The organism is Eikenella sp. NML070372, from assembly GCF_001648415.1.
GTDB classification, from domain to species: domain Bacteria; phylum Pseudomonadota; class Gammaproteobacteria; order Burkholderiales; family Neisseriaceae; genus Eikenella; species Eikenella exigua.
On the sequence record NZ_LXSN01000004.1, the window covers coordinates 1,005,618 to 1,018,414 of the forward strand.

At 56.1% G+C, this 12,797-nt stretch carries 14 protein-coding genes and 1 pseudogene; 12 read left to right on the forward strand and 3 right to left on the reverse strand.

The genetic code is table 11. The annotated features are described in order from the left end of the window. The first annotated feature begins 75 nt into the window (after positions 1-75). Positions 76-987 carry an alpha/beta hydrolase gene (locus A7P97_RS06690; protein ID WP_231865670.1) on the forward strand — a complete coding sequence of 304 codons (912 nt, stop codon included), beginning with the start codon at positions 76-78 and terminating at the stop codon, positions 985-987. Between the two features lie 522 nt (positions 988-1,509). Next, positions 1,510-2,703: an amino acid aminotransferase gene (locus tag A7P97_RS06695; protein ID WP_067530883.1), complete on the forward strand. Its 1,194-nt coding sequence runs from the start codon at positions 1,510-1,512 to the stop codon at positions 2,701-2,703. Positions 2,704-2,947: 244 nt separating this feature from the next. On the opposite strand, the gene A7P97_RS10155 is transcribed toward A7P97_RS06695, so the two are convergent. Continuing rightward, the gene (locus A7P97_RS10155) at positions 2,948-3,088 is read right to left on the reverse strand and encodes a hypothetical protein (RefSeq protein WP_156497491.1); all 141 of its coding nucleotides are present in this window, start codon (positions 3,086-3,088) and stop codon (positions 2,948-2,950) included. A gap of 287 nt (positions 3,089-3,375) precedes the next feature. On the opposite strand from A7P97_RS10155, the gene A7P97_RS06700 reads away from it, so the two are divergent. The 6 genes from A7P97_RS06700 to dapC all read left to right on the forward strand — a co-directional run bounded on the left by A7P97_RS06700 (position 3,376) and on the right by dapC (position 7,579). Continuing rightward, entirely contained in the window at positions 3,376-3,780 is a 405-nt protein-coding gene (locus A7P97_RS06700; protein ID WP_231865671.1) for a DUF488 domain-containing protein, read from the forward strand. A gap of 157 nt (positions 3,781-3,937) precedes the next feature. Next, entirely contained in the window at positions 3,938-4,492 is a 555-nt protein-coding gene (rfbC, locus tag A7P97_RS06705; protein WP_067530884.1) for a dTDP-4-dehydrorhamnose 3,5-epimerase, read from the forward strand. Positions 4,493-4,496: 4 nt separating this feature from the next. Beyond that, positions 4,497-5,054: a D-glycero-beta-D-manno-heptose 1,7-bisphosphate 7-phosphatase gene (gene gmhB, locus A7P97_RS06710; protein ID WP_067530885.1), complete on the forward strand. Its 558-nt coding sequence runs from the start codon at positions 4,497-4,499 to the stop codon at positions 5,052-5,054. Further along, positions 5,054-5,821: a 1-acyl-sn-glycerol-3-phosphate acyltransferase gene (locus A7P97_RS06715; protein WP_067530886.1), complete on the forward strand. Its 768-nt coding sequence runs from the start codon at positions 5,054-5,056 to the stop codon at positions 5,819-5,821. Before gmhB ends, A7P97_RS06715 begins: the two co-directional genes overlap by 1 nt. Further along, positions 5,818-6,027 carry a hypothetical protein gene (locus A7P97_RS06720; RefSeq protein WP_067530887.1) on the forward strand — a complete coding sequence of 70 codons (210 nt, stop codon included), beginning with the start codon at positions 5,818-5,820 and terminating at the stop codon, positions 6,025-6,027. Before A7P97_RS06715 ends, A7P97_RS06720 begins: the two co-directional genes overlap by 4 nt. A gap of 340 nt (positions 6,028-6,367) precedes the next feature. Then, a complete protein-coding gene (gene dapC / locus A7P97_RS06725) occupies positions 6,368-7,579 on the forward strand; it encodes a succinyldiaminopimelate transaminase (RefSeq protein WP_067530888.1) in 1,212 nt (403 codons plus the stop codon). A 453-nt stretch (positions 7,580-8,032) separates the two neighbouring features. On the opposite strand, the gene A7P97_RS06730 is transcribed toward dapC, so the two are convergent. Further along, positions 8,033-8,290: a hypothetical protein gene (locus A7P97_RS06730; RefSeq protein WP_067530889.1), complete on the reverse strand. Its 258-nt coding sequence runs from the start codon at positions 8,288-8,290 to the stop codon at positions 8,033-8,035. 650 nt (positions 8,291-8,940) lie between these two features. Here A7P97_RS06730 and tsaD point away from each other — a divergent pair. The 4 genes and pseudogenes from tsaD (at position 8,941) to A7P97_RS06750 (ending at position 12,400) form a co-directional block, all read left to right on the forward strand. Beyond that, the gene (gene tsaD / locus A7P97_RS06735; protein WP_067530890.1) at positions 8,941-9,987 is read left to right on the forward strand and encodes a tRNA (adenosine(37)-N6)-threonylcarbamoyltransferase complex transferase subunit TsaD; all 1,047 of its coding nucleotides are present in this window, start codon (positions 8,941-8,943) and stop codon (positions 9,985-9,987) included. A gap of 371 nt (positions 9,988-10,358) precedes the next feature. Then, positions 10,359-10,679: pseudogene (locus tag A7P97_RS06740) on the forward strand (bile acid:sodium symporter family protein); the annotation flags it as partial. A 150-nt stretch (positions 10,680-10,829) separates the two neighbouring features. Then, a complete protein-coding gene (gene rsmA / locus A7P97_RS06745) occupies positions 10,830-11,609 on the forward strand; it encodes a 16S rRNA (adenine(1518)-N(6)/adenine(1519)-N(6))-dimethyltransferase RsmA (RefSeq protein ID WP_067530892.1) in 780 nt (259 codons plus the stop codon). Positions 11,610-11,671: 62 nt separating this feature from the next. Beyond that, a complete protein-coding gene (locus A7P97_RS06750) occupies positions 11,672-12,400 on the forward strand; it encodes an amino acid ABC transporter ATP-binding protein (RefSeq protein ID WP_067530893.1) in 729 nt (242 codons plus the stop codon). 87 nt (positions 12,401-12,487) lie between these two features. On the opposite strand, the gene A7P97_RS06755 is transcribed toward A7P97_RS06750, so the two are convergent. Further along, positions 12,488-12,763 carry a hypothetical protein gene (locus tag A7P97_RS06755; RefSeq protein WP_064084234.1) on the reverse strand — a complete coding sequence of 92 codons (276 nt, stop codon included), beginning with the start codon at positions 12,761-12,763 and terminating at the stop codon, positions 12,488-12,490. Between the last annotated feature and the right edge of the window lie 34 nt (positions 12,764-12,797).

The following is a 12,797-nucleotide window of genomic DNA, read 5'->3' on the forward strand; positions in this document are numbered from 1 at the left end:
TTACCTGAAACGGGCAAATTTATCTTTATCAGGTAGCCTCAACCCAGAAACAATAAAGGCTACCTGAAACAAGCAATGCGGGTTTCAGCAAAGCAAAAACGGCAACGCTATTTTTCAGGTAGCCTCAGCTCCCAAAGTCTGCCCCCCACACTAACCATGAAATACAAATCCATCTTTTTGGGCCTAGCCGCCCTCCTCGCTATCCTGTTCGGCCTTTCCTCCTGCGCCAAACAGGCCTTTTATTATCCCGACCATACCGACTACGGCTCGCCCGCCCAATCCGGCCTGCCATACGAAGACGTCTCCTTCCAAAGTGCCGACGGCACACGCCTGCACGGCTGGTTTGTGCCGGCACGCGGCGTGGCCGATGCCAAGCAAGCCCGCGCTACCATCATCCATTTCCACGGCAACGCGCAAAACCTCACCGCCCACTGGCAGGCCGTGAAATGGCTGCCCGAACACGGTTACAACGTTTTCCTTTTCGACTATCGCGGCTATGGCCAATCTGCAGGCGAGCCCAGCCCCGAAGGCCTGTTTGCCGACAGCAACGCCGCGCTGGATTATGTGCGCAGCCGCCCCGATGTAAACCGAGAGCGCCTGCTCGTGTTCGGCCAGAGCTTAGGCGGCACCAACGCCATTGCCGTGGTGGGCGCAGGCAACAAAGCCGGCGTGCGCGCCGTGGCCATCGAATCCACCTTTTCTTCCTATTCCGCCATTGCCAACGACAAACTCCCCGGCGCCGGCATCCTGGTGGGCAACCGCTACAGCGCCTGCCGCTTCGTGGCACAAATCAGTCCCATCCCCCTGCTGCTGATGCACGGCACCGCCGACCAAGTGATCCCCGCCAAACACTCGCAAACCCTATTCGAGCTCGCCCAAGAGCCCAAACAGCTTATCCTTATCCCCAACGGCACCCACCTCGGCCTCTTCGGCATGGGCGGCTACGAAACGCAGCTGCTGGATTTCTTCAATCGGCACAGCGAATAAAGATTACCTAAAATCCCGTAGTTTAATTAATCAAACATCCTTTCTTTGCATTGAGTTACAACCAATCTATATGTAGGCTCGGCGAAACCACGCACAGAATATTTGTTATCAACAGTTGCGGCTGTGCTCTCTGCTGGCGCAGCCGAACGAAACACGGTTTTTCGGGAAACAAGGGCTTGCATGCCCGAAGCGGCGCAGCCGCAAGTTGCGAGCCCGCCCGAAAACCGTGTACAGTGAGGGAAGTTTGGCGAAGCCAAACCTGCGCCCGCAGTTGCCTTTCTTTGCTTCCTTTCTTTGGCGAAGCAAAGAAAGGAAGTACCCTGCGCCGGCATGAGGCGCAAGGGTGAACAGGATGCAGATGGAGAAGGCTACCTGAAAACATCTATTTCCCATTCTTCCCCACTTTTCAGGTAGCCCTTGCTGCCGAAATCAGCGTAAAATTGCCCCGGCATTACCCTTTCCATTTAATTGTTCCACCCGTTACCCGTTAATTGTTCCACCCGATAAAAAAGGAAGACACCCATGTTTCGGCACGTTGAGTTCTACCCCGGCGATCCCATCCTTGGCCTGATGGAAAAATACAACCAAGACCCGCGCAGCGAAAAGGTAAACCTCAGCGTGGGCGTTTATTACGACGGCGAAGGCCGTCTGCCCGTGCTCGAGTGCGTAAAAACCGTTGAACGTGCTCTCGCCGACAGCCCGCGCCCACGCGGCTATCTGCCCATGGAAGGCCTGGCCGCCTACCGCAGCGCCTGCCAAAACCTGCTGTTCGGCGCCGAGTACCCTGCCGTGAAAGAAGGCCGCATCGCCACCATCCAATCGCTCGGCGGCTCCGGCGCGCTGCGCGTGGGTGCCGACTTCATCCACGCATGGTTTCCACAGGCCAAGTGCTATGTGAGCAACCCCACCTGGGGCAACCACATCGGCATTTTTGAAGGCGCCGGCTTCGAAGTGGGCAAATATCCCTACTACGACCCCGCCACCATCGACGTGAAATTCGAAGAAATGAAAGCCTTCTTCCGCACGCTCAAGCAACACGACGTGGTGCTGCTGCACCCCTGCTGCCACAACCCCACCGGCGTAGATTTGAGCCGCAGCCAATGGAACGAAATCCTGCAAATCGTGAAAGAAGTCGGCCTCATCCCCTTCATGGACATCGCCTACCAAGGCTTCGCCGAAGACATGGAAAGCGACGTTTACGCCATCCGCCGCGCCGCCAAACTCGGCCTGCCCGTCTTCATAAGCAACTCCTTCTCCAAAAACCTCTCGCTCTACGGCGAACGCGTGGGCGGCCTCTCCGTGGTCTGCCCTAGCGCCGAAGAAGCCAAGCTCGTGCTCGGCCAGCTTAAATTCACCGTGCGCCGCATCTATTCCAGCCCTCCTTCCCACGGCGGCTTCGTGGTGGACGGCGTGATGAACAACGAAACCCTGTTCAAACAATGGGAAGGCGAAGTGTATGAAATGCGCGACCGCATCCGCGCCATGCGCCAAAAGCTGCAGGAAGTGCTCAGCGCCAAAGTGCCCGGCCGCGATTTCGGCTATTTCACCAAACAACGAGGCATGTTCAGCTTCACCGGCCTTTCACCCGAACAGGTAGAACGCCTGCAAAAAGAATTTGCCATTTATATGGTGAGCAACAGCCGCATGTGCGTGGCCGGCCTGAACGAGAAGAATATCGACTACGTGGCCAACGCCTTTGCCGAAGTGTTGAAATAAACATAGACAGGCTTGAATAAGAAGGCTACCTGAAAACGGTGTAGACCGATTTTCAGGTAGCCTTTTTCCCAACTGCCCAGTCTAACAGAGTGCGTAGATTGGGTTAGCCGCAAGCGTAACCCAACAAATAAAGTGTGGAATGTTGGGTTTCCCAAGCCAACCTACGCGCTCTACACCTCAACACAATTCAACCATCACACAAACTCAAAGCGCACATTCTCATACAGCGCGAAATGCTGCGGGTTCAGCCCCGCCATCGCCACCACACTTCCGCCCCTTGCTGCAATCTACCCCAATCTTCCACCCACACTGCGGCCAGCTGCACGCACCATCCCTGCCGCACCAGCCGCCGGATCACTTCCTGCAAATGCAGGGTTTCCCGCATGGGCGAACGTTCCAACATCTCCAGCGATGTAATTTCCGGCTCGCGAAAACCGTATTCGGCAAACGCACCGTCGCCATAACCCGTTGGCCGGCTGGAAACAGATGCCGTTGCCGTTTTGGGAAAACAAATCGTCCGGGCAGTCGGTGCTGAGTAATATGGTAAAGCACATGACCAACCATTTCTGATGGGAAATGGGCGTATGATAGCCGAAATTGTGAACACCAAGTGCTTTCAGGTAGCCCCAAGCTGCCCAAAGGCTACCTGAAAAATAGCGCAATACTCTTCAAATGACAATCCGCCCCGAAAGCCCTGCCATGCCCGCCATCCGCCGTATCTACGGCTACACGCCCTCTGCCGCCCCCGCCATTTTCTGCGACCGCCTCTACCCGCGCGGCATCCGCAAAGAAACCTTCGCCGCCGTACAGTGGCTCAAAGACATTGCCCCTTCCGCCGAGCTGCGCCACTGGTATCATATCGCGCCGCAAGAGCGTTTCCCCGAATTTGCCGCGCGCTACACCGAAGAGCTGCAAAGCGGCAGCGCCCATGCCGCACTGCTGGCGCTGAAAAAGCAGCTCGCCGCCGCGCCGGATACCGTGTTACTCACCGCCGTGCGCTGCCCGCAGCAGAGCCATCTTTCGGTGTTGGCCGAGGTGTTGGGCTGGGAAAAGGTGGATTGGGGCGAGGGCGCTTGAGGCGTTTGAACTGTTTTAACTTCGTTGAAGCTGCGCTTTAGCTGGGCAGAAACTCGCTTCGCTCGTGTTAACTGTGTTGAAGCTCGCGTTTTCAGGTAGCCTCAAACACTGCATTCTCGGTAAAATAGAGCTTTCAGCCCATTCAAACACGCACAGCATGAATATTTTCGACACCGCCCTGCCCGATGTGAAAATCATCGAGCCCGAAGCCCACGGCGACGAGCGCGGCTTCTTTATGGAAACCTTCCGCGACAACTGGTTTCGCGAGCACATCGGCCACCACACTTTCGTGCAGGAAAACCACTCCCGCTCCGAGCATGGCGTGCTGCGCGGCCTGCACTATCAAACCGTTTGCCCGCAAGGCAAGCTGGTGCGCGTGGTATCGGGCAGCGTGTTCGACGTGGCCGTGGATTTGCGCCGCTCCTCGCCCACTTTCGGCCATTGGGTGGGCGCAGTGCTTTCTGCCGAAAACCGCTATCAAATGTGGATTCCGCCCGGCTTCGCCCACGGCTTCTACACCACCGACAGCCACGCCGACATCGTGTATAAATGCACCAATTACTACCAGCCCGCCCACGAACACACCCTGTTCTGGCACGACCCCGCCGTGGGCATCGACTGGCCGCTGGCCGCCCCGCCGCTGCTTTCCGGCAAAGATGCCGCCGGCAGCCTGCTGGCACAGGCTGTATTATTTCGATTAAAGGCTACCTGAAACCATGAAACTCATCATCCTCGACCGCGACGGCGTGCTCAACCAAGACCGCGACGACTTTGTAAAATCCGAAGACGAATGGATTCCCCTGCCCGGCAGCATGGATGCCTTGGCCCTGTTTAAGCAGGCCGACTACACCGTCGTAATCGCCACCAACCAATCCGGCATCGGCCGCCGCTATTTTTCCATGCAAGACCTCAACGAAATGCACGAAAAAATGCACCGCCTGGCCAACGAAGCCGGCGGCAGCATCGACGGCATCTGGTTTTGCCCGCACACCGATGCCGACCACTGCTCCTGCCGCAAGCCCAAGCCTGGCATGGTGGAAGACATCCTCAACCGTTTCAACACCGACGCGCGCGGTGTCTACCTCGTGGGAGACAGCCTGCGCGATTTGCAGGCCATCGACGCCGTGGGCGGCCTGCCCGTGCTCGTGCTCACCGGCAAAGGCAAGAAAACCCTCGCCGCCGGCGGGCTACCTGAAAACACTCAGGTGTTCGACGATCTGCTTTCCTTCGCCTACTACCTCACTATCCAAACCGGCGACGAACAGGAGGCCTAATGTTCTCACTCTGGATACGCAACCTTGCCTACTGGCTGCTGATGGTCATCATCACGCCGCCCCTGTTCCTCTTGATGCTGCTCACCGCCCCCATCCCACGCGCCCTCCACACTCTCGCCACCCGCTGGGCGCTGATGCTGATGTGGCTTCTGGAAAACATCGTCGGACTGAAATACCGCGTGGAAGGTGCAGAAAACATCCCCCAAGGCCCCGCCATTATCTGCTGCAAACACCAATCTGGCTGGGAAACGCTGGCCACGCAGAAAATCTTCCCACCGCAAGTATTCGTAGCCAAGCGTGAGCTGTTCCGTATCCCCTTCTTCGGCTGGGGGCTCAAGCTCGCCGGCACCATCGGCATCGACCGGCGCAACCCCGGCAAAGCCTCCGCCCAAATCATCGAGCAGGGCAGCAAACGCAAAGCGCAAGGCTATTGGATTACCATTTTCCCCGAAGGTACGCGCATGCCGCCCGGCAGCAGAGGCCGCTATAAGAGTGGTGCCGCCCGTACTGCCCAGCTGCTGGAAATGGACATCGTGCCCGTTGCCCTCAACAGCGGCGAATTTTGGCCGAAAAACTCTTTCCTCAAACATCCCGGTGAAATCAGCGTCATCATTTGCCCGCCGATTAAACACGATCCCGGCAGCATCACCGAGCTCACCGCCGCCATTGAAGAAGCCATCGAAAGCCAAATGCCCCGCATCACCGGCCGCGGCCCCTGCTACGGCGGCGCCAAACTGAGCGGTGCACAAAAAGGCAGCACAACATGAAGCCGAAGATAGACGGCGATACCATCGGTGCCATCGTCTTTGCCCTGGCCTCCCTTCTCTTCGTGTGGCGTTACCTCGCCGCCGATTTGCGGCATAGTGAAATCCGCCCTATCTGGCGGCAGCTCATCATCGGCGGCGGCATTGCCATCATCATTGCCAGCCTGCTGATTATTTGGGTATTTTCGGCTAAAACCGCCCTTGGATAAGTTTTCAGGTAGCCTTGAAGGGCTACCTGAAAATATTTCCGTATACTCTACGGCAGGCTACACTTTGCGCTCACAAGCAGCAAAAGGCCATAGCAAGCCGAATTGACTTTCGATACCAGGCGGTGAGCCGCAGACAATACAGAAGTACGGCAAGGCGAACCAACGCAATAGCGAAAGTTAAGTTGGTTTGCTATAGCTGAAACCCGCCTACTGCGTTTTTAACTGCACTTTAGCTTCGCAGAAACTCGCTACTCCGTTGAAGCTCACGCTTTCAGGTAGCCTATCTCATGCCTGCCGATTACAATAGCCTTTTCCCCTGACAACAAAACACCAGCCCGCCATGAACCCACACCTATCCCAACTCCAGCCCTATCCCTTCGCCCGCCTGCGCGAAGCAATGCAAGGCGTGAGCGCGCCCGAGGGCGTTGTACCCGTGCCGCTGCAAATCGGCGAGCCCAAACACCCCGCTCCCGCCGTGATCACCAATGCGCTCACCGCCGCCCTGCCGCGCCTCGATGCCTATCCGCAAACCGCCGGCCTGCCCGAACTGCGCCGGGCCTGCGCCGGCTTCCTGCAACGCCGCTACGGCCTCACGCTCGATCCGGACAGCGAAATCCTGCCCGTATTGGGCAGCCGCGAAGCCCTGTTTTCCTTCGTACAGGCGGCGCTGGGCGGCAACGAGCAGGAAAAGCCCGTGGTGGTGTGCCCTAATCCGTTTTATCAGATTTACGAAGGCGCCGCGCTCCTGGCCGGGGCGGAAACCGTGTTTGCCAGCTGCCGCGCCCCACACTTTAAGCCCGATTGGGGCAGCATTCCCGAAGTCGTGTGGCAGCGCGTGAAACTGGTGTTCGTTTGCTCGCCGCACAACCCCTGCGGCAGCGTGATGCAGAAAGCCGACTGGGCAGAACTCTTTGAATTGCAAAACCGTTACGGCTTCATCATCGCTGCCGACGAATGCTATTCCGAAATCTATTTCGAAGGCGAACCGCCCGTCGGCTGCCTGCAAGCCGCTGCCGAATTGGGGCGCGGTTTCGACAACCTGGTGATGTTCACCAGCCTCTCCAAACGCTCCAACGTGCCCGGCCTGCGCTCCGGCTTTGTGGCCGGCGATATCGCGCTGCTAAAAGATTTCCTGCTCTACCGCACCTACCACGGCAGCGCCATGGGCATTCCCGTGCAGATGGCCAGTATCGCCGCCTGGAACGATGAAACGCATGTGCTGGAAAACCGACGCCTGTATCAGGAAAAATTCGCCCGTGTGCTGCCGATTCTGGCACAAGGTTTTGAGGTAACGCGGCCGGACGCCTCGTTCTATATTTGGCTGCAAGCGCCCGACAGCGACGATTTGGCCTTCGCCCGCATCCTGTGGCGAGAAGCTGCCATCCAAGTGTTGCCCGGCCGTTTTCTGGCGCGCGACACCGCGCAAGGCAACCCCGGCGCCGGCTATGTTCGTATTGCCCTAGTCGCCCCCGTGGCCGACTGCGTGGCTGCGGCGGAGAAGATTGTGGAAATCCGACAGTGTTGTTATCCACAGCATAAAGAGGCTACCTGAAAACCGTCCCTGCCATTAGCAACAAACTTTATCAACATAAATATAAAATGTAGACAAATAAGGATGCGGCTCGCTACGCTTGCCTTACCCTGCCGCGTCATCCATTCTTTGAGTTTTATAAAAAATCGCCCTTGGCCATCTCTATGACACAAGGGAATCTTTGCTTACATCAACATAGGCTAACCATCAAGAACTCACCTAATATACTGTTTAGATTAAGTTTTACTGATTACCCCGCTGCTGTGGAATAATATAGAGGCTACCTGAAATTTTAGCTTCACAAAAACCAGCGTTGCTCGTTCTCAGGTAGCCTTATCAATTAATAGTGGGATTCCTGAAACCTATTTGGGAAAACAAACCAAAGCCCAGCAGCCTCAAGAATCCCACCATAATAAAATAAAGCCCAGCAAATAAATGCAAGGCTTTATTTTATTTTTGTATCAAACTACCAAATTATTTGGCAGCACTGGTAGCTGCTTCAGAAGCCATCATAGCGGTTTCAGAAGCCATCATAGCAGCTTCAGAAGCCATTGCAGGTTCAGAAGCCATCATAGCAGCTTCAGAAGCCATTGCGGTTTCAGAAGCCATCATAGCAGCTTCAGAAGCCATTGCAGGTTCAGAAGCAGCAGAAGCAGCAGGAGCCGGGGCTTCACCACCACAAGCAGCTAGGAACAAAGACATCAGGGCAGCGGCCAATAAAGATTTTTTCATGTTGAATTACCTCTAACAAAGTTCAAGTTATAACTTAAAAATTCCCTATCTGCAGACCTCTAGCCGTCTCACAGATAAATTCCAATCAAGAATTACCGCGTATTATCCGCTGTTTGATGCCAGCTGGCAATTAAACTGCCTACTCTATTTGCCGCACGCAAGCATCTGCTACCAAAATTCTTCTCGTCCAACGCGCCGCACAAGCTGTATACTAATTAACGTATGCTATTCTGATAATAAGAATGCTCTAATCTTAACTAAGTAAAAATAATATATTTTTCATGCCAATACTAGTCAAAGCAACCCTCTAATATCTTTATTGCCATACCCATACCCCTGTCTGCAAACCATACCCAATTAACCAAAATTAACTTGTGCAAAAAAACAACAAGGTCTATCCCTGCCTACATTCGCTGCCATTTTTCCACATCATTTCATCAGAAGTGTATGTCAATCTGCCAATTCACATAAAATCCATTATCTGCCTGAGCGTATACCACCATAGCAAACCGATTTAGCTTTGGATATCAGGCAACAAGTTGCAGACAGAGACAGTACAAACAGTATGGTAAAGCGAAATAACGCTGTAGCAAAAGCCAAGTTGATTTGCTATAAAATACAGCCTTTGATTTTTCAGGTAGCCTTCTATCATGCTTGTTCTCGGCATCGAATCCTCCTGTGACGAAACCGGCGTGGCGCTCTACAGCACCGAACACGGCCTCATCGGCAACCAGCTGCACACCCAAATGGCCATGCATGCCGAATACGGCGGCGTGGTGCCCGAGCTGGCCAGCCGCGACCACATCCGCCGTCTCGTGCCGCTCACCCAAGCCTGCCTGCACGAAGCCGGCAAAAACTACGCCGACATCGATGCCGTCGCCTACACCCAAGGCCCCGGCCTTGGCGGCGCACTTCTGGCCGGCTGCGCCTATGCCAACGCACTCGCCTTTTCGCTGGGCAAACCCGTGATCCCCGTACACCACCTCGAAGGCCACCTGCTCTCCCCGCTGTTAGCCGAAGAGAAGCCCGACTTTCCCTTCGTTGCCCTGCTCGTATCCGGCGGCCACACCCAATTCATGGCCGTGCGCGGCATCGGGAACTACGAACTGCTCGGCGAAAGCGTGGACGACGCCGCCGGCGAAGCCTTCGATAAAACCGCCAAACTGCTCGGCCTGCCCTACCCCGGCGGCGCGAAACTTTCCGAGCTGGCCAAACTCGGCCGCCCCGATGCTTTCACCTTCCCCCGCCCCATGCTGCATTCGCGCGATTTGCAGATGAGCTTCTCCGGCCTCAAAACCGCCGTGCTCACTGCTGTGCAAAACGTGCGCGCCGAACACGGCGGCAGCCTGCCAGACTCCATCCGCAACGATATCTGCCGTGCCTTCCAAGATGCCGTGGTAGATGTGCTGCTGGCCAAATCACGCCAAGCCCTGCTGCACACCGACTACCGCACCCTCGTGGTGGCCGGCGGCGTGGGTGCCAACTGGAAACTGCGCGCCGAACTCGCCGCGCTGCAAGTGCGCCCCGACCCCAAAGCCAAGCCCGAAGCCGTACGCACCTATTTCCCGCCGTTACCTTTATGCACCGACAACGGCGCCATGATCGCCTTCGTCGGCGCCATGCACCTGCAACAAGCGCAGCCCGCCGCTGGCTTCAATGTGCGCCCACGCTGGCCGCTGGCGGAAATCGTGCGATAAAACACCGCATACCTATTTTCAGGTAGCCTTTGCCAAACGCACAGAGGCTACCTGAAAAACATCAAGGGCTGTTCCCTCAATACGAAACAACCTCTCAATTAACATACGCCCACATGGCTAATACCATTATTTTTTTATCTATACCGACAAGCCAATACACGTAAAACAAAAGACTTTAGCCATAACAAGCCGGCCTTCCAACTCTAAACACACCAGCACCGCCTTTACTCTTTTCAGCTAATTCTACCCCTTGTCCTCCAATTCCACTTTCCTGTATCTTTCGCCTTCTCTTCTCTGTTAAAAATTGCAAAAACCATCATGGCGGCTATAGAGATTCAGCCTCTTCATCGCCCCCTACATCCCCTGGCCCTATCGAAACCGGCCTGTTGATTTTCGGCGTGGTGGTGCTGCACAACGCCATCGGCTATGCCTTAGGCTTCCTCGCTGCCAAACTCTTCGGCCTGCCCTACGACGCACAAAAAACCCTCACCATCGAAGTCGGCATGCAAAACTCCGGCCTCGGCGCGGCACTGGCCAAAACCCACTTTACCATGATGCCGCTGGTAGTCGTGCCCAGCGCCATCTTCAGCGTGTGGCACAACATTTCCGGCTCCCTCCTCGCCTCCTATTGGGCCACTAAGGCCGAAAAGCAGGCTCAGTCCACGCAAAAAGAAAACACCGCCGCCAAGTAAGCCACTCCGGCTGCTGGCAGCAAAAGGCTACCTGAAAATTTCAGGTAGCCTTTCATTTCTAGCGACAGCCCACCGGCAAGCCGCCCAAGCACACCGCCGAATCTGATACAATCCGCACTTTTCCCGCCAACTGTCACCCGGCTCACCGTTATGACCCAACACACCGCCCGCAAACGCTTCGGGCAGAACTTTCTGCAAGATTCCCGCATCATTGCCAATATCGTCCAGGCCGTGCGGCCGCAGCCCGCCGACATCGTGGTGGAAATCGGCCCCGGCCTCGGCGCGATTACCGAGCCCTTGGCTGCCAAGCTCGATTGCCTGCACGTGTGCGAAATCGACCGCGACATCATAGGCTACCTGAAAACCCGGCCCTATGCCGGCAAGCTCGTTATCCACGAAGGCGACGTATTGCAGTTCGATTTCGCCAACGTGCCCGGGCGCAAAAAAATCGTCGGCAACCTACCCTACAACATCTCCACCCCGCTGCTGTTCCACCTCAGCCGCTATGCCGACGAAGTGGAAGACATGCACTTCATGCTGCAAAAAGAAGTGGTGGAACGCATGGTGGCCGGGCCCAGCAGCAACGATTTCGGCCGCCTGAGCGTGATGCTGCAATACTTCTTTGAAATGGAAAAACTGCTCGACGTGCCGCCCGAAGCCTTTTCCCCCGCGCCCAAAGTCGATTCCGCCGTGGTGCGGCTGATTCCGGCCAAACACCGCATCGGGCAGGCGCAGGATTTCGAGCAATTCGCCGCCCTGGTGAAACAAGCCTTCCACCAGCGCCGCAAAACCATCCGCAACAACCTCAAAGGCCTAGCCGACGATGATGATTTACAGGCCGCCGGCATCAGCCCGCAAGAGCGCGCCGAGCATATCGCGCCCGAAAAATATGTAGCCTTGGCCAACCTGTTAGCCCAAAAGGCTACCTGAAACACAATCCCGCCCCACGCCGATTGTTCCAACCGACAACCCAGCCGTTCCGGAAATAGAAAATGATTAAATTCAAAAATGTAAACAAATGGTTTAAAGAACTGCACGTTCTGAGCGACATCAACCTCGAAGTGAAAAAAGGCGAAGTGGTGGTGGTGTGCGGCCCCTCCGGCAGCGGCAAATCCACCCTCATCCGCACCGTAAACCAGCTCGAGCAAATCCAAAGCGGCGAAATCTGGGTGGACGGCGTAGACGTGGCCAGCCCCGCCACCGACCTGAACAAAATCCGTGCCGAAGTGGGCTTTGTATTCCAGCATTTCAACCTTTATCCGCATTTGAGCGTGCTGGAAAACATCGTGCTCTCGCCGATAAAAGTGAAAAAGCAAAGCCGCACCCAGGCCGAAGAAAAAGCGCTGCAACTCTTGGAGCGCGTTGGCCTGGCGCACAAAAAAGACGCCATGCCCGGCGAGCTTTCCGGCGGCCAGCAGCAGCGCGTGGCCATCGCCCGCGGCCTGGCCATGGAGCCGCAAGTGATGCTGTTTGACGAGCCTACCTCCGCGCTCGATCCGGAAATGGTGGGTGAAGTGCTCAAAGTGATGAAAGATTTGGCCGAAAGCGGCATGACCATGATGTGCGTAACCCACGAAATGGGCTTCGCCCGCGAAGTGGCCGACCGGATTATCTTTGTGGATCAGGGCAAAATCGTGGAAGTGGACACGCCGGAAGCGTTCTTCACCAATCCGAGCAGCGAGCGGGCAAAGCAGTTTTTGAAACAGGTGATGAAGGCCTAACAGGCTGAACTGTAAAAACAAGAAAGGCTACCTGAAAGTTTCAGGTAGCCTTTTCTATATCCAATCAGCAAGCAAAAGAACGGGAAATCAAGCCCACGGCTCTTGGTTGACCTGTGTTTCGTAATCTGCCGGTTCTTCGGCTTCGGGCACGGCGGCGAAGCCTTCGGCGGTTTGGCGGTACACGGCGGCGCGGTAGGGGAAGCGCTCGATGATGGCGGCAATGGCGGCATCGAGCTCGGCTTTGGTTTCCCACACCTGGCCGCAGTCGTCGCACATAAACAGCGAGCCGTCTTCGGGGTCGAGCTGGGTTACCCAGCCGGTGCAATGCGGCAGCGGGCAGCGGATTTTGAAGGCTTGGTTCATGATTGGGTTCCTTGTGTTGTCAGTTAGCGGTTTT